General features: G+C 45.2%; 10 protein-coding genes and 1 pseudogene. All 11 read left to right on the top strand.

From position 1 onward, the window contains the following. The first annotated feature begins 32 nt into the window (after positions 1 to 32). The gene (locus tag M4D81_RS33595; protein WP_260069553.1) at positions 33 to 3,710 is read left to right on the top strand and encodes an S-layer homology domain-containing protein; all 3,678 of its coding nucleotides are present in this window, start codon (positions 33 to 35) and stop codon (positions 3,708 to 3,710) included. A gap of 251 nt (positions 3,711 to 3,961) precedes the next feature. Further along, positions 3,962 to 4,306 carry a hypothetical protein gene (locus M4D81_RS33590; RefSeq protein ID WP_260069552.1) on the top strand — a complete coding sequence of 115 codons (345 nt, stop codon included), beginning with the start codon at positions 3,962 to 3,964 and terminating at the stop codon, positions 4,304 to 4,306. 368 nt (positions 4,307 to 4,674) lie between these two features. Further along, positions 4,675 to 8,220, top strand: a complete 3,546-nt coding sequence (locus M4D81_RS33585) for an S-layer homology domain-containing protein (RefSeq protein WP_260069551.1) — start codon at positions 4,675 to 4,677, stop codon at positions 8,218 to 8,220. Positions 8,221 to 8,411: 191 nt separating this feature from the next. After that, entirely contained in the window at positions 8,412 to 8,912 is a 501-nt protein-coding gene (locus tag M4D81_RS33580; RefSeq protein WP_260069550.1) for a hypothetical protein, read from the top strand. Between the two features lie 187 nt (positions 8,913 to 9,099). Next, positions 9,100 to 9,387: an alpha/beta-type small acid-soluble spore protein gene (locus M4D81_RS33575; RefSeq protein WP_260069549.1), complete on the top strand. Its 288-nt coding sequence runs from the start codon at positions 9,100 to 9,102 to the stop codon at positions 9,385 to 9,387. Positions 9,388 to 9,611: 224 nt separating this feature from the next. Continuing rightward, entirely contained in the window at positions 9,612 to 10,817 is a 1,206-nt protein-coding gene (gene metK, locus M4D81_RS33570; RefSeq protein WP_100540938.1) for a methionine adenosyltransferase, read from the top strand. A gap of 453 nt (positions 10,818 to 11,270) precedes the next feature. Further along, positions 11,271 to 13,973: a phosphodiester glycosidase family protein gene (locus M4D81_RS33565; RefSeq protein WP_260069548.1), complete on the top strand. Its 2,703-nt coding sequence runs from the start codon at positions 11,271 to 11,273 to the stop codon at positions 13,971 to 13,973. Positions 13,974 to 14,018: 45 nt separating this feature from the next. Continuing rightward, positions 14,019 to 15,173 (top strand): sensor histidine kinase, encoded by a 1,155-nt coding sequence (locus tag M4D81_RS33560; protein ID WP_009594214.1) that lies wholly within the window; start codon positions 14,019 to 14,021, stop codon positions 15,171 to 15,173. A gap of 4 nt (positions 15,174 to 15,177) precedes the next feature. Continuing rightward, positions 15,178 to 15,900, top strand: a complete 723-nt coding sequence (locus M4D81_RS33555) for a response regulator (protein ID WP_071219809.1) — start codon at positions 15,178 to 15,180, stop codon at positions 15,898 to 15,900. Between the two features lie 294 nt (positions 15,901 to 16,194). Continuing rightward, positions 16,195 to 16,614, top strand: coding sequence for a hypothetical protein (locus tag M4D81_RS33550; RefSeq protein ID WP_260069547.1), 420 nt, complete (start codon positions 16,195 to 16,197; stop codon positions 16,612 to 16,614). 358 nt (positions 16,615 to 16,972) lie between these two features. Then, a pseudogene (locus M4D81_RS33545) lies at positions 16,973 to 17,672 on the top strand (DNA/RNA helicase); the annotation flags it as partial.

The following is a 17,672-nucleotide window of genomic DNA, read 5'->3' as shown; positions in this document are numbered from 1 at the left end:
CCAACGTCCGAATGATCAAGGAGGCACAACCGTTGAAGAAAAATTTCCGTACAATAGCAAGCCTGTTATTGGCCATTGCTATGTTCTTTTCCCTAATTCCGGCATTACCGGCTTCAGCTGCAAATGGGGCTTCGTTTTTTCATTTTACAAATTTAAGTATGAATCCCGGTTCACCAACGCCTGAGAACCGAAGCTCAATTACCGTATCAGGTACCTATAGTCAGATTAACCCTAATACGATCTCCTATGAGATCAAACGTTTTGATGATACAATCACAGGCGGTACAGGTGTAAAACCGATTCTGGACGAGGCAACGAATACGTTTCAATTCCTGAATGTGCAACTGAATCAGGGCGAGAATAAAATTGTCGTATCGGGTAACAGCTTAACAGGGGAGAAGGTAAGTGCTACAGCCTATGTGAAATTCTCGGATGTTCCGGCAGCATATGAAGTGTCCTTGAGTGATGGACGCGTGCTGGAAGAGAACAGCCCTAATCCGGTCATTGTCAATACAAAAACAATCAGTATCTCCGTTAGAGCAACGAATGGATCCAAGGGTGTAACTGTCAATGGTGAGAGCATGTACGCCGGCGGCGGTGATACCTTCTATTCGGGAGGTATCACGCTGGTAGAAGGCGTTAACGAACTGGTCATTGTGGTAAGTTCTGAATCGAAAACACAGACTATCACAAGACAGGTCGTATACCACCCGTCGGGTTCTCTAACGGCCACTCAACTGCAGATCGGGAGCGTAAGTATTGACGGACGAGCAGTAGTATCTGGACACGTCAGCGGCAAGATTTCAGGATATGTCATCGTGGATGCTCCGGCAAATGGAACAACCCCGCTGAAGCCTGATGTAAAAGTAAGCTTTTCACTTGTAGGATCAGCAACCAAGGAACTCGATAAAAACCCTACTATTGTAGGGCAGGCTACGATACTGAATAACTCCTACATGTACCCTTTTGAGACCGTAGACGTGGTGACTCTCAAGCAGAGTGGCGAGTACCTGGTCTACATTGAGGATAATGGCAACGGGATTCAGAAGACTTTTCATTATCGGAATGACAATGCACCAACAATCGAGGAAGTATATCAGCTGTATGGCAATAACCCATTAAGTGAATCTCTGACCGCATCTTCAATGGCTGTGTTCCCGAGCGGCAATGATACGGTACTGAACGAGCTGCCGATTTATTTAATGCTGAAGCAGAAAAACGCGGGCAATGTTACCATCGAATCTAGTAAAGGTTCGTTTAACGCAGATAAATATACCTATACAGACCCACAAAATTCCAGTAACCCATACAATGGCTATACCGTATTCAAAATTACGAGTCTGTCGTCAGGTCAGCAAAACCTGATTATTAAGGCTACGGACAGTTCCGGTGGCGTATCGGACACACGGATTATACCGGTAACATTCCTGTCCTCTACCTACATCGATATTTACAAACTGTATAATAATCAGCTGTTTAAGAACAGTTCGGATTTTAATGAAGTGTCAGGACGTGTTGTCAACTATAAGAACACAAACCAGCTCCCTAAGTTTACCATTTCCCTTAATGGTAACATTCGGGATTTACCGATTGATGGAAATGGCGAATTCAAATTTACCGACACGAGTTATCTACAGTTGATCCCGGGACCGAATACATTGATCATTAAGGACGAGAAGGGTACAATCTCGACGAAGCTGACATTGCTTTATTTTAGTGATACTAAATCAGTGATCAAGAATATGGTTCCATTCCCTATCGGTTCATCAACATACACTAATGATGATGGGCTGTTTAGAGAAACGGACAAGAATACCTATAATACGTATGAAAAAGGGCTTGGGCTTCGATTCGAAGTAGAATATACAGATGAAATTACGGTGAATATCAGTCATCCGACGCCAACCATCTATGCGGTATTTAATAAAGATGGTAATGGGTATTGGAGATTATCAGGCGGTTCGCTTTTGACACAACTTGCTTCCGTTAATCAGGCTGATCATGACTTGTACTATAAGGTCTCGGTTCCTACATCTAACTCTGTTCAGGTGATACTGAAACAACTTGCCCTTCCTGAAGTTGGATTGCAGGCAATCAGTATCGACTCACGTTATCAAGCTGTCACGACAACGGATACTATAGAAATTACGCGTGAGCGTGCTCCGTTTGAAGTATTGTCTCCTAAACTGCCGAATGAGGGCGTGATTAAGCAAAACTTCGTAATGGTCAGCATTAAGGCAGAAGGCGCAGACTCAATCATGATTGGTAAAACGCCTATGGTGAAGTCCGAAATCAGTGATATTTTCCGTCTTGAAGTCAAGAATTTGAAGAGCGGTAAGAACACCATTAAGTTTACCATTCAACAAGGCAATAAGAAGACAAACGGATCGCTTGTAGTGACGTATACCGATGATGCTACAGAAGGGTCCCAATATAAAACCAACATCTCCAAATCAGGTAAAGTCAAGGTGTTCAAAGGAGATTTGTCCTTGTCCTTGCCAAAAGGAACGGTTCTTCAACAGGCAGATTTCAGCCCGAATGCTGAAGTGCCTACAATCAATCTTTTGGGAGAGCATGATATCCTATTTGGTATTGCCAATCCGATTGATGGCCGGACCATTAAAGCCTATAACCGAATTGGAGAAACAGAGAACGGTGTGGAAATGGATGGGCGTCTGGCTTTGATACCTGGCAGAAATGATCTTGCGGCTCGTTTATATCCAAGATCTCATTTTGGGTATGCATCTCCGCTTTATTGGTTGGACGCGGGTTCATTAAATGCAGACGTCAATGATCCGGTAAACGACTTTAATGTAAAACCGGCAACGCATCCATATGAGCAAGGGACGGATTATGTCCTTCAACGTATTATGCCTAAGAACTGGATGGAGCTTTCGCAGAAGGGAACCATTACGCTGAAATATGATTCTGGAATTGTGAATGCAGCTTCCAGTAACTTAGGGATCTGGTGGTACAATCCTTCCCAAGGGGAATGGATTAACATTGGCGGGAAGGTAGACGCTAAGAAGAAGACGATTACGGCTACCTTTAAAGGCTTTGGATACTATGTCGTAAAGTCACTGCGTTACAGCTATTCCGATGCAATTTCTCACAAAACTGCTCGAAATGACATTGAACTGATGCTGGCAAGAGGATATATGAAAGCATCCAAGACGGATGCATTCGGTATCTATGACCCGATGACTCGAGGCGAGTTTGCTACGATCGTAGTGAAATTGCTGGATATCCCACTGGATTACGATACCGATAAGAGTAAGTTAACGTTTGATGATATTTATCAGGAGAATGTTGTAAACAGTATGCTTTGGGATTACCGCTATATCGAGACTGCGGCCAGAAAAGGAATCATTCGCGGTATCGCTCCTCGAAGCTTTGCTCCGAATATGGAGTTGTCCCGCGAAGAAGCGGCGAATATCATCGCACGTGCATTGAACTTGAAGTTGGGTGAAGTCGAGAAGGATAAAACAGCACTTCAGAAGCAGTTCGAAGATGTAGGCAAAATCAAATCGAATTATTCTTACCCAGCCATTCTTGCTGTAAGTAAGGCCGGTATCATCACTGGTGTTGCGAATAGCTTAAAAGAAGGCGAGAAGAAACCAACGTATAACTTCAATCCGGATGCCGTGCTGAATCGTGCAGATACGGCGACAATCGTGAAACGCATGATGGGTAAACTCAAAATGCTGTAGACTATATAAATAAGAAGAAACTGTTGGACAAAGGGAACGAGAGCAGAAGCCTAATTTCTGATGGCTTTGCTCTCGTTTTCTTATGTACAAATTTTGAAGGATAAGGTTATATATAACATAATTAACAAGATCTTAAGGACCGTATTAGGGACTAAGAAACCGTTTACCAATATCTAATGTTTTGTAATTTCATGTAGAATACGCTACAATAGCGGAAGAACATACTATTTTTAGAGGGTGAAGATGAATTTATGAAGCCGATATTATCAAAAGCGCAGCTCGACTACCTGAAGGCGAAGACCAAGTTCGAGGAAAAAGCCAAAGTGATGGAGAAGAAGATTGAGCTGGCTCGTGCCGCTCATGATGAGATAACTCAGGAAGTCATGGAGGGACTCGTTGTTGAGACAGGCTTTCATGATTCATTTAACGAAATGACAGCGGCAGAGAATGCGTTGATCCAGTGGTCTCATACAACAATAAAACATGACAAAACATATCGTACGAATAAAGCGGAAATTGATCTGATGTACGAAACACTGCATAGCAACCCGGAGATGCGTGCACGCATTATCCAGCTTGCTATGAAGATTCGCTAGGATTCTACAAAGGGCGCCCATAGGGCGTCTTTTTTTGTTGTCGCAATATGTAATGAACCCAATGTTATGCGAATCTAAAATGATTTCGAAAATATTTTAAAAAAAACTTTGCAACAACCGCAACTTTTCGAGAAATCAAACGTTTATAATGTAGAACCCAATGAGCAACCCAAGATTATCCGAAACAAGAAACTTGTCTATTAATTAGAAAAATGTTCTTTACGGAGTATGGGACTCGTTGTATAATACCTAGGTAGGATTAGGAATCTATTCTAGTTTGTAGTGTTCTCTCGTTAACAAGATTCTGTGATATCGTCACAGACATCATTTATGATTTATGCTCAACTCGGGAAAGGAGGTGCAGGACAATGAGTGATAAGAGCTACCAAATTAAAGAAAACAATCAAGTGATGATTCAAGGAGGAGAAAAAAAGGTTATGAAGAAAATTTTATCCGTAGCACTGTCTACAGCAATGGCATTCTCCATGTTTGCTTCTGTTGCATTCGGTGACGATGCGCTTAACACACAACAGAAATTTGATGTACTGAAAGAAAAAGGTATCTTCACTGGCTATCCAGATGGAACTGCTGGTCTTGACAAAGAAATGACTCGCGCTGAGTTCGCGAAAGTCTTGGTAGGCATCATGGGTCTTGAGCCAATCCAAGGCAAAGCGTCTTTCAAAGACAAAAACTACAAAGCTGACAAATGGCCAGCTCCTTATGTAGAAGCAGTTTATGCTGCTGGTCTGATGGAAGGTAAAAACACAACGAAAATGATCTTCGACTTCAACGGTAAAATCACCGTTCAAGAAATGGCGAAGGTTCTCGTTACTGCTCAAAAACTGGAAGTTCCAACAGAAACGAACAACAACGCTTCTGACTGGGCTAAAGGTTATGTTCAAGCAGCAATCAACGCTGGTCTGGTAGACGCTAAAGCTAACCCTAAAGCGAACGCTTCCCGTTCCCAACTGGTTGAAGTTGCTTACACAATCTACCTGAGCCAACAAAAACCAAAAGTAGTTTCTTATGAAGTTACTGAGAGCGGTAAAGTTGTAACTTTCAAACTTGCTAACAACGAAGAAGTGAAAGTTGAACTGGAAACAGCTCTGAAAGCTAACACAGCTACTGAAGTTAAGTTCAAACATAACAACTACGAGTACACTGAAAGTGTAACTTGGGTTGTAACTTCCGCTACTAAAGTTGAGTCCGCTAGCTCCACTAACCTCAAAGAGGTTGAAGTTGCATTTGACGGTAAAGTAGACAAAGCTACTGCTACTGACAAAAACAACTACACTGTGGATAGCAACTCCAAAGGCATTAAATCCGTAACCTTGTTGGAAGATGCTAAGACAGTTCGCATTTTGCTGTCCGAAAACAGCAAGTTTACACAAGGTACAACTTACAAAGTTGTAGTTAAGAATGTTAAAGGCGAGAGCGGTTCCGTTCTGCCACAAGGTGAAGTATCCTTTACTTCTTCCGACAACACGCTGCCAACTGTGAGCGGAGTTAAAGGTCTGGGTACTGCTGCAATTAAAGTAACATTCTCTGAGCCTGTTCTTGCTCCAACTGCTAGCAACTTCCAATTGGACGATAAGGCATTTGTTGGTTCTGTAACACAAGGTGCTGACAAGAGAGAAGTTATCCTTAAGAGCTACACTGGAGCAATCTCTGCTGGAGCTCACAAGTTGACTGCTTCCTTGATCGAAGACTATGCTGGTCTGAAGTCCTTGGCGCAAACAACTGAATTTACTGCAGCTGTTGATACTGAAGGTCCTAAAGTGACTGATATCACTGCTACTTTGGAAAAAGTACTTGTGACTTTTGACGAAGAAATCGATCCGGCATCTGTAAATGATGAGAGCTTCTACTGGTTGTCTGGTACTACCAAGAAAACTGGTAAAGCAACACAAATTGCTGGCAATGTTTACGAAGTTGACTTCAACGTGAACAACAACAGACTGCCAGGTTACGAAACAACTTTGAACATTAATGTTAAAGACTACTCTGGTAACGTTAATGCTGTAAAAGAACACAAAGTAACAGCTAGTGTTGATCTGGTTCGCCCTCAAGTAGTTGAAACTATTTTTGGAGACCTGAATAATACATTGACTGTTCGTTTTGACAAAGCAGTTAGCGCAGCTGATAAGAAATACTTCACTGTTAAAAAAGGTGACGATGTCATCCCAGTTAGCAGCGTTGTAGCAGCTGATGCTTCCAATAAAATTTTCCATGTTCATTTCTACAACACGCTTGCAGACGGAACATATAGCTTGAAAGTGGCAGACGTACAAGATACAACTGCTTTGAAAAACACTCTGGTAGAGTACAACGGTACATTCGTCGTTAATGACGCTGCGACTCCAACGGTAGCTTTCTCTGATTATAACGACACTACTCGTAAGGTTACGTTGAACTTTGGTAAGGAAATGGATCTTGCAGCTCTGCAAACTAAAGGCAACTACTACATTAACTTCCAGAAGAACGGCGGTAGCGCACAAAACGTCGCACTTCCAACTGAAGTAAATGTGAACGTAGTAAACGGTGGTAAATCCGTAGTTCTTCAGTTCCCTGAGTATATCGACGGAACTAGAGTTACATTCGGACCTAACGGCTCCGTTAAATCGGTTACTGTAACTGGTATGAAATCCAAAACAGGTCAAGCGGTATCCCTGCATACTGAACCTTTGTTAGCTGCTAGCAACCAGCTGTTGTGGACAGCTGCTGTACAAAAAGATGCTAGAACTTATGAGCTGACATTCAACAATGTTATTGCTAATGCAAATGTTGGTGATTTCCTGATCAATGGTTCTTATCCTGCATCTGTTAGCATCAATGAAAATAAAGTAACACTGAAAGCTGCGAAAGATGAAGTCGGTGGCACTGTTACATTGTTTGCTAACAACTCCATTGAGACTTATTCTAACAACAGACTGAATCTGCCTTCTAATGTAACAATGCCAGTAAATAACGCAGCAGCACCACGTGTTGATTCTGTAACTGCTAGAGAAAATGTTGATGGTGGGCAGCAATTTACGATTAAATTTACTACAGCTCTTGAGGTAGTTGCTGGTGCAGACGCTACTGATGTTTCAAATGATCTCCTTATCAAGGATGAGTCTGCGAATAATCTCCCTGCACTGACACCGAAGAGTGACTACACAGTTACAAAAGTAGATAAAGATACAATTACCGTCTTGCTTACTAAAGAATCTGTTCAAAACAAGCTGATCTCTGTTCAAGTAAAAGGTGCTAAGTATCTTGTTGCTGCTGGTACCACTACAAGAGCTGCTGATTCCGGCGTGACCCAACTTGCAGCTCCTTCTACTGTAGGAACTAGCCTGGCTGTAACTTCTACAAAAGTAGACGCTGCAGTTCAAGGTAAAAGAGCGGTTGCTGAAGGTAAGCAAATTACTTTAACAGCTACTGAAACTGGCGTTAACACAAATACAGTTACAATTTCAACTTATGAAGTAGGTACTGGACCAGATCAAGTTGCAGCTGGTAGCATTACATTTGATGAAGCTACTTTGACTTACAAAGTGGCGAAAGATGTAAAAGTTCAAAAATTGGTTAGTGCAATCAACAACGGTCAATCTTCTCTGTTTGGTGCCGTAGCAAATGTTGCTGGAGATACTGATGTGGAAGATGATGCTACATTGAAATTTGCTAATGGTGTAGATTATAAAGGCGGAGTTTTGACTGTTAATTTGAACAATGCAGTTACTGGTATTAAATCTGGTTCAGTGACTGTTAACGGCAAACAATACGCTGATGCAAATGTAAAATTGAGTGCTGATCGTAAAGCAATCATTGTAAATCTGGCTGACGATAAGGCTCAAGGAGTTTTCTCTGCAACAGTACTGGATGGTACTAAGGAAATTACCGTAAGTACCTTTATCAACAACTCCAAGTAATTATTAGATTGAAATAAGAGCCAGAGAACTTAGTTCTCTGGCTCTTATTATTGACAAAATAAAGAACCGGATGATTTTCAATTAAAACCTTGCTTCTAACAGAAGCAAGGTTTTGCTATATTTGCTTGTAAGAGAACTATAAATTTTTTATAGTTAAGTAAATACAGCATTGTTAGGGAGGATTTATCAATATGAAATCATACTTGAAAGTATCAATGGCAGCACTAGCTATAGGCGCTGGCATATGGATTGGTGCCGTATTCAGCAACACGGCTACAGGTGCAGGCACCACCCCAGGCACCGCCGACGATCCGGTCGTCACCAAGAGCTACGTAGACCAACAAATCCAGCAAGCGCTGAATGGCGGTGGTGGAGGGTCTACGAACCCGACGAATCCTACCCAGCCATCCCAAGGTACCGATGAAGTTAAGAATGTTGCGCTGAAACCTGGCAAGATCCTGATTGCCGACGCAGGAACGGAGTTCATTGTTCGTTCAGGTAATGCTGTGATCTATACAGAAGTCTCTAGCGGCGTAGCAGACCTAACGGACGGTAAAGACCTGTTAAATGGAGAAACGGCGCCTAAGAACCATCTGCTTTCCTTCCCGCGTGAAGGTCGGGGTATTCAGGTGAAAGAAGGACAGACAATCAATTTGATTGTCATGGTGCGCGGCGGCTACACCATTAAGTAATGATCGGCAACTAAGGTGCGTTAGACATCTGCTGATATCTCTTTATCCTCGAGTGGAATGGCGAGGACTTTTGTCCGGCTTAATCCTCTTATAATTATTGCCAGTTGTGACAACGTTTTATACGTGTGAGTGCCTTGAAATCGACAAATAATACTTCTGTAAAAACCAATACAGGAGGTGTATTTTCATGGCACGCAGCAGTCGTAACCGTCAAGTGGTACCGGAGAGTCGTGAAATGCTGAAGCAAATGAAATACGAAATTGCAGCAGAGTTTGGATTACCTGTGGGATATGGTAACGGTTCCAATGGAGCCGATACGGAATTTGGTTCTGAGTTAGGAACCATCGGAGGTGGATCTTCCAGCCGTCGTCCTGGATGGGGACATCTAACATCCCGTGAGAACGGATCCGTTGGTGGAGAGATCACTAAACGTTTGGTTCGAAACGCTGAACAAAGTCTCTTCGGTAGACTGTAGTCGTTTTTCAGTTACAAGTGGAACTTATTCTTGATTAAAATGATTGAAAAACCCAAGAGAATCCTTGAAAAACAGCTTACTTACTGGATTGACACCTGGTAACAAATAAGTTAATATGCATGTTGAGGATTGTACATTTCAAACCTTTTCCTGTCGGAAAAGGTTCATTTTTTGTGTAGGACCTCTTGATATATCACATACTATTCATATGGGAGGTTGATCTCATGTCTTTAACAGGGCGACGTTTATTTACATCTGAGTCCGTAACTGAAGGACATCCGGATAAAATCTGTGACCAGATTTCTGATGCGGTACTCGATGCTTTTTTGGCTAACGATCCGAACGCACGCGTAGCTTGTGAAGTTTCCGTTGCGACTGGTCTTGTTTTGGTCATTGGTGAAATTAGCACTAAATCTGAATACGTGGATATTCCATCCATCGTACGCAATACCGTGAAGGAAATCGGGTATACCCGTGCAAAATACGGTTTTGATTCCAATACATGTGCGGTGTTGACATCGCTGAATGAGCAATCTGCCGATATTGCACAGGGGGTAAACGCTGCACTGGAGAATCGTGATCCTTCCCAAGTGGACAAGGAAACTGAGAACATCGGTGCTGGCGACCAAGGTCTGATGTTTGGTTTTGCAACGAACGAGACCCCAGAACTGATGCCTCTTCCGATTGCATTGTCTCACCGTATCGCTCGTCGTTTGTCCGAGGTTCGTAAAGACGGTACGCTGGAATACCTGCGTCCGGACGGTAAAACCCAGGTAACGGTTGAGTATGACGGCAATACCCCGGTTCGCGTGGATACGATCGTGGTCTCGACTCAACATGCCGAAGAAGCAACACTGGAGCAAATCCAGAAGGATATTAAAGAACAAGTTATTCTTCCTGTCGTACCGGCTGAATTGCTGGACGCAGAAACTAAATATTTCATTAACCCTACCGGCCGTTTCGTAATCGGTGGTCCTCAAGGGGACGCTGGTCTGACAGGCCGCAAAATCATCGTGGACACCTATGGCGGCTACGCTCGTCATGGCGGCGGTGCATTTTCCGGTAAGGATCCTACAAAGGTTGATCGTTCCGCTGCTTACGCGGCTCGCTACGTGGCTAAAAACCTGGTTGCTGCAGGACTTGCGGACAAGTGCGAAATTCAATTGGCTTACGCTATTGGTGTCGCTAACCCCGTGTCGATTAGTGTAGATACTTACGGAACAGGTAAAGTGAGCGAAGAGAAGCTGGTTGAGCTTGTGCGTAACAACTTCGACCTGCGTCCTGCCGGAATCATCCGCATGCTGGATCTTCGTCGTCCGATCTACAAACAAACCGCTGCTTACGGACATTTTGGACGTACGGATCTCGATCTTCCTTGGGAGCGCGTAGACAAAGCGGAAGCGTTGAAAGAACAAGCTGGCGTAAACTAAGGTAATTTTAAGATATGTAACAGATATAAAATTTAGGCATGTGCTGATTTAATTTTTCTTCTGAAAAAAATCGGTGCATGCCTTTTTTCTGCTTCTCTTTCTAATTATGAGTAGAGATTCAACTCAGCTGAACCATAGAATATGACAAAAATGAAATAATTATAAAAGTTGATGAACTATCGTGGTTATCAGATTTTCATTAAATAAATGGAAAATCAGGAATATAATTTATGACAAACTAGTTACTTTTGCAAGAAAATATAGTAACATAGGATTGATTTACATAGACTCCTAAAAAATGCCGCTACAAATTGTACAAGACTTGGTGTACGATACGCGAAAGTGTTTTTTTATAACAAATTCGTAACTTTTCCGCAAAAATGAAGTCTATTAATTAGAGACTTTATATGTTCGGCATCCGTGTTGAACGAGAGATGGGAGAGTTACGATTACATGGTTAGTCAGGGGAAAACACTGAAGTCTACAACATATGGTGTAGGCAAGAAATGGTTGATTATTACATTGGCAGGGGTCATCTGGGTAGGTCCTGTGCTGAGCAGCGGAATACCAGTGATAGGGAATCTATCAACATCCTCGGTAGCTTATGCGGCATCAACATCGGCTAAGAAGCTTGGTGAGGAAATCATTACTTCCGGTGCGGTTTTAATGAAATATCAGTATATCAACAGTACTGGCGCAAAATCGCTGGCCAATGTCATTCGGGTGGACTTGAACAACAAGTACGTGAAACTGGATGTCATGACAGGCCAAGGGAATCAATTTACAACGAGACAAAGCACGGGCGGAATGGCTAAGGAGAACGGAGCGGTTGCTGCTATTAACGGTGACTTTTTTAATACCGGCAGCGAAGGGGCTCCGATGGGTGCTCAAGTATCGAACGGTCAGTTGATGTCAACCCCATCGGAACTGAAAGGCATGTATGCTTTTGGAGTAACGAACGATGGAACGCCAATTCTGGATGAGTTTGCATTTTCGGGGAGTATTACAGCTGAAAATGGAGCCTCGTTCCCACTCGCGGGTATGAACAAAACCTCTTATGCTCCTGAGGGCACCGGATCAACGTATAGCCATGCGAATTCAGCTTATATTTACACCAGCGCATGGAAGGCTATTGAGCGTCCTAAGAACAGCTCGACAACGCCAACGGAGGTTATGGTAACGGATGGGGTCATCACCGATATTTCAGTAATGGCAGGATTGCAAGCAGTGATACCGGAGGGAAGCTACATCTTGCGAACCCATGGGGCTGCGGCAGAGTTCGTGAAACAAAATCTGGCAGTCGGACAAAGGCTGGAAGCCGATTATGCTTTGGTGTCCAAAAAATCAGGTAAAGAACTGGACCCATCTACACTCCAAATGATGATTGGCGGCCATACGATACTGGTGGATAACGGCAAGGCAACTTCATTCTCGCGAAACGTGAATTCGATTGGAGGAAGCAGGGCACGTACAGCCGTAGGATACTCCAAAGACGGGCGTTACGCTTACCTGATTGCCACGGAGAGCAACGATAACAGCAAAGGCATGACGCTGCAGCAGCTTCAGGATTTCATGACGAAGGTTGGAGTATGGAAGGGAATGAACCTGGACGGCGGCGGATCGACAACGATGGTAAACCGTCCACTTGCCGAGATGAACACGCAGCTGACCTTCAATACGGAATACGGCACCACGCAGCGCAGCATTGTTAACGCACTTGGCGTGTTCTCCACGGCACCTCAGGGCAGCTTGAAGGGCTTAAAAGTAAGCGGAAGTAACACGCTCCTGATCGGTCAAGTCGGCACGTATGAACTGAAGGGCTATGATACCTACTATAATCCAATTGAAGCAGGTTCGATTAAACCGACTTGGAAGTCCAGCAACGGCAATCTAGCGGTCAACGGACAAAGCATTAAAGCGACAAAGCCGGGTACCTCAACACTGACAGCAGTAAGCGGCAGCACGAAAGCTACGATGCAAGTCAAGGTGCTGGGCGCGGATGATCTTGTTGCATTGACTACCGGCGTATCAAGCGCACCGCTGCAGGCTGGAACGAGCGTTTCCGTGCCGGTGACGGCCGTAACAGGCAATGGTCAAAGCTTGGAGGTTCCGAGCAGCGCGCTGAAATGGGAGTTTATCGGATTTAAAGGCAGCGTAAAAGACGGCCGCCTGACCGTATCCTCAGTGAACAGCAATACGAAAGTCGGTTATGCCATCGCACGCTATGACGGCTTTAGCACGGTCGTTATTTTATCGGCAGCGGGCGAGAGCACATGGGAGAACTTCGAGAATGTGAATTACCCGGTGAAGTTCACGACCAATGTGCCGGCAGTTACCGGGGCTGCGGCGATCAAAAATGGCAGCGGAGCAAAAGCATCATCTAAAGTCTTGAACCTGACCTATGATATGACAGGCGGATTAGGTCAAAAAATGTACGCTTACGCTGAGTTGAACGGCGCAACTGGCAAAGTGATCCCTGCACAGGCAACGGCCATGACCATCGATGTGGAGGGAGATAACAGCCTGAACTGGCTGCGCGCCGAGCTCAAGGACAATAATGGGAAAACCGTGTACGTCGACTTGGCAAAAGTAATTGATTGGAGCGGCTGGAAGACACTGAGCATCGATCTCAGCGGACATAACATTGCATTCCCGGCACAGATGAAGCGGTTGTATGTGGTGAACGTGGAAGAAGGCCAGGATGAGCGCGCATTGACAGGAGCTGTATCTTTTGACGATATCCGCTTCACGATGCCGTCCCTATCCGGTAATGAAGGTCTTCCAACAGGCAAAGCGGTCATGACCATTGGGCAAAAATCGCTGATGCTGAATGGTTCGAAAGTGGCAATTGATTCGGCACCAATATTGAAGAATGGAACGACTTACGTTCCGATTAAGCATGTGCTCGACGCGTTCGGCGGGCAAGCAACCTGGAACCAATCCGCTCAGCGGGTGGGTGTCCTGAGGGGCGGCATGCTCATGGAACTGACGGTCGGCAAGAAGGAATTCATTCTAAACGGTAAGCGCAGTTCGGCGGCTGTAGCACCTATGGTTCAAGGCGGTAGGACTTTGGTCCCTCTTCGTCTCGTTTCCGAGCAATTAGGCCTTAAAGTAAAATGGGACAAGAACACGAAGACCGTTACGATCGAATCGTGATATGGTATGATATGTATATGAAACGTTAGAAATGGAGTAGAGTGCGTGGATTATCAAGCCGATGCCATCGACCGTGTCATAAAAAATGCCATCAAAGTGATGGAGGACAGCAAATACCAAATGTTCGAAATATTGGAGGCGTCGCGGCAGGAGCTCGCGTCTCTCAATCATGAACTGCAGCGGACATTAAAAGAAACGACGGAAACCTTAGAGAAGGTAGATCAGCTGGAGCTGAACTACCGCCGTTCCCGGATCCGGCTGACCGAGGTCAGCCGGGATTTTGTCCGGTACAAGGAAGAGGACATCAAGCAGGCGTATGAGAAAGCGACGCAGCTTCAGCTTGACCTCATGATCTACCGGGAAAAGGAAATGTATTTGAAGGCAAGACGAGATGAGCTGCAGAAGCGGGTTCGTAATGTCGAGAACTCCGTGGAGCGTGCAGAATCGATCGGATCTCAGATGGGCGTGGTATTGGAATACTTGTCCGGAGAGCTGGGGCAGGTATCCCGAATCATCGAATCTGCGAAAAACAGGCAGGTCATTGGTCTCAAAATTATTTTGGCGCAGGAAGAGGAACGGAAACGCATTTCCAGAGAGATTCATGACGGACCTGCACAATTGCTGGCGAATCTGGTTCTTAGGACGGAAATTGTAGAAAGAATGCTTGCAAAGCAGGAATTTAAGATGGTGCAGGACGAAATAGTAGATTTGAAGGGCCAGGTTCGATCGAGCTTGGAGGAAATGCGAAAAGTCATTTTCAATCTGCGTCCAATGGCACTCGATGATCTAGGATTAATCCCCACACTGCGTAAATACGTGCATGATTATGAAGAGAAATCGAAAATCCGCACGATCTTCGAGACACGGGGAAAAGAGCATCGTCTCTCTTCTGCGATGGAGGCTGCCATCTACCGGTTGGTGCAGGAAGCACTTTCGAATGCTGCAAAACATGCTTACCCGACTTATGTGCTTGTTGAAATCACGTACCAGGCGCAATTGGTCAAAATCGTTGTACAGGACAATGGCCTGGGATTCAATGTCGATTTGCTGGAGCAGAAAAGCAAGGACCACTTTGGGTTAATTGGCATGCGGGAGAGGGTTGAGCTGCTCGAAGGGAGAATGGAGATCGATTCAGCTGAGAATCAAGGAACCAAGATCGTGATTCATATCCCGACGAACGTAGAAAAGAGAAAGGAGTAATCGGATGGAACATTTGGAAAAAGAGAACACGATTATAAAAGTATTACTAGCGGATGACCACCAGCTATTTAGGGAGGGTCTGAAGCGTATACTGAATATGGAGGACGACATTGACGTAATCGGAGAATGCGGCGATGGAATTCAAGTACTTGAGTTCTGTAATGAAGTGAAGCCGGATATCGTGCTGATGGATATCAACATGCCTACCGAAAATGGCGTTCAAGCAACTGAGAAACTACGTGAAATGTTTCCTGAGATCAAAGTTATTATTCTGTCGATTCATGACGACGAAAGTTATGTGTTTGAAACGCTCCGTAAGGGAGCCAACGGTTACCTCCTGAAGGATATGGAAGCCGAGTCACTGATTAATGCGATTCGTTCGGTACATGAGGGATATGCATTTATCCATCCGAAGGTTACGGGCAAGCTTATTCAACAGCTCCGCCGGATGACTTATGTAAACGAAGCAGGCGCTATGGCTGAAAGCGGTTCGCGTGAAGCTGGAGTCAAGTTCGTGGCAGGCGAGAATAACCCATTGACAAGGCGCGAAGCGGAAGTGCTTAGACTAATGGCTGAAGGCAAGAGCAACAAGATGATAGGGGAGTACCTGTTCATTAGTGAAAAAACTGTAAAAAACCACGTCAGCAGCATTTTGCAGAAGATGGAAGTGGACGACCGTACGCAAGCGGTTATCAACTCGATCAAATATGGCTGGGTGACGTTGTAATCGCCGATCCGAATGCACGGAAGCGTCTTACATAGGGAGGGAACTGCCAAGGGCGGTTCCTTTTTGTTATGATATGGAATTTAAAAGTTTCTACCGAAGCTGAACAAACCTTGATAATAGTAAGAAGAACTTATTCATCGGAGGTCAGCCTTCAGTGAAGATGTGCTGCCATAGATGTTCTGCTAACGGTGTTTGTGCCGTTCCCATCAAGTTCCGTGTGGGCCCTGGTTTCTTAACTGTCACCGTCCCCTCCTGATCAGCATATACTGTTGATAAGAGAAGGAGGTGAGTCTCATGGTTGCCCAATTGCTGTGGATACTCGCGGTGTACGGGATTGCTGTTGCTCTGATTCATATTATGCATGCCCGTCAACTCAGAAGAGCCGATGAAGGCACGGGGCGGCGCAGGCATTATGTGCTGATCACGTCCAACCATGAGCGGCAGGTGGAATGGTATTTGAGAGCCCTTTCATGGTATGCCCTGCTGAGCGGGACGCGCGTGCGTGTCACCGTCCTTGATGATCAGTCGTACGATGATACACTGAAGATTGTCCAGAGATTGACTCATTTGTCCGGAATTGAGCTGGTATATGGGACTTGGAGGTCCGATGATTCGACACGGGAAGTGGATGCCGATCCGAATGAAGAAGAAGTGATACGGATCGATCTAAGAAACCCGATGGAGGCTGTTCGAATTCCATATGTACAGGGATAAACATCTGCAAGTTGTTTTGGTTACCAGGTTCGTATTCATATTGTTAAAGGCGTGAAGCACACTCCTAGCGTAAGCGAGGGGTGTGTTTTTTGTTTTTCTGGGGAGAGGAGCCTCTTTCCAATATCCATAAGTATCTATAGGTGCTTGTTCTTGATTTGTTTTTAGCTGAACCTCCCACACTCAACTCAGATTTTGGTTCCCTGTGACTGACTGTCCCTCGTAGCAGTACGTGTACCCGACTAGGAGAAGTGGGAATAAGGCAGCTAAAAGAAGGAGGTGACAGATTTTAACATAGGGCACCGTGAGAAGGATCTGTTTCATAATGTAATTTATATGTCTCGATATTGGAGATGATTTCATGCGGATTGCCGTATATGCCATTCGAACATCAGAGAAATGGAAGTGTTATCTCTCGCTGGATATGCGGGTGGATACTCGATGGTGGTGTGAAGTGAATAGATGGACGGATGAGAAGACGAGTGCCTTCTCATTAGTGCTGTTATCAACACAGGTCCCACTAGGATGGGCGGTATTCATTCAAGAGAGATTTCGATCCATCCAAGACATGGATCAATGGGGGAAATCGGATTGGCACAAATATTTGTACCAGAGCTTGGCTCCGTTTTTGCTCCAGGAGCCTGAAGGAAGCAGATCGCAATGGAGTGTTTTGTTTAAGGAGATTCAAATGTTGGACGGATCGTATGTAAATTACTCTATCGTAGATTGGAACGAGGCTGAGGTTTGGGGGTTGTTGATGCAGCAGGCGGAGCTGCTGATTCAGAGTATGGCAGGACGAGCCTTGCTTGCCGGCGAGGTTGAGGCCTTATTGGCGGAGGTCTCCGGGGGGGACACCGGGGACTGGCGCTCCGTGGCCCAGCTTGGCGTCCTGCTGGGCCGCCTGCGGTTGGAAGCGGGGCTGGCACAGCCCGCCCCGCTGCGCCGCCGGGCCACGGCCCCCCGCTGCCGGCGATGCGGCAGCGAGGCCCGAAGCCGCACGGCATGCGCCGCGTGCGGCTCGGCGGCTTGCGCCTATTGCGAGGCCTGCCTCGCGATGGGGC

The sequence above is a fragment of the Paenibacillus sp. p3-SID867 genome, from assembly GCF_025142895.1.
In the GTDB taxonomy this organism is placed as follows: Bacteria; Bacillota; Bacilli; order Paenibacillales; family Paenibacillaceae; genus Paenibacillus_AQ.
This window is presented reverse-complemented; position numbering and strand designations above follow the sequence as displayed.

Excerpts from the sequence above, each read along its gene's own strand:
- M4D81_RS33590 (WP_260069552.1), top strand. The coding sequence starts at position 3,962 with ATGAAGCCGATATTATCAAAAGCGCAGCTCGACTACCTGAAGGCGAAG.
- metK (WP_100540938.1), top strand. The coding sequence starts at position 9,612 with ATGTCTTTAACAGGGCGACGTTTATTTACATCTGAGTCCGTAACTGAA.
- M4D81_RS33565 (WP_260069548.1), top strand. The coding sequence starts at position 11,271 with ATGGTTAGTCAGGGGAAAACACTGAAGTCTACAACATATGGTGTAGGC.
- M4D81_RS33580 (WP_260069550.1), top strand. The coding sequence starts at position 8,412 with ATGAAATCATACTTGAAAGTATCAATGGCAGCACTAGCTATAGGCGCT.
- M4D81_RS33585 (WP_260069551.1), top strand. The coding sequence starts at position 4,675 with ATGAGTGATAAGAGCTACCAAATTAAAGAAAACAATCAAGTGATGATT.
- M4D81_RS33550 (WP_260069547.1), top strand. The coding sequence starts at position 16,195 with ATGGTTGCCCAATTGCTGTGGATACTCGCGGTGTACGGGATTGCTGTT.
- M4D81_RS33575 (WP_260069549.1), top strand. The coding sequence starts at position 9,100 with ATGGCACGCAGCAGTCGTAACCGTCAAGTGGTACCGGAGAGTCGTGAA.
- M4D81_RS33555 (WP_071219809.1), top strand. The coding sequence starts at position 15,178 with ATGGAACATTTGGAAAAAGAGAACACGATTATAAAAGTATTACTAGCG.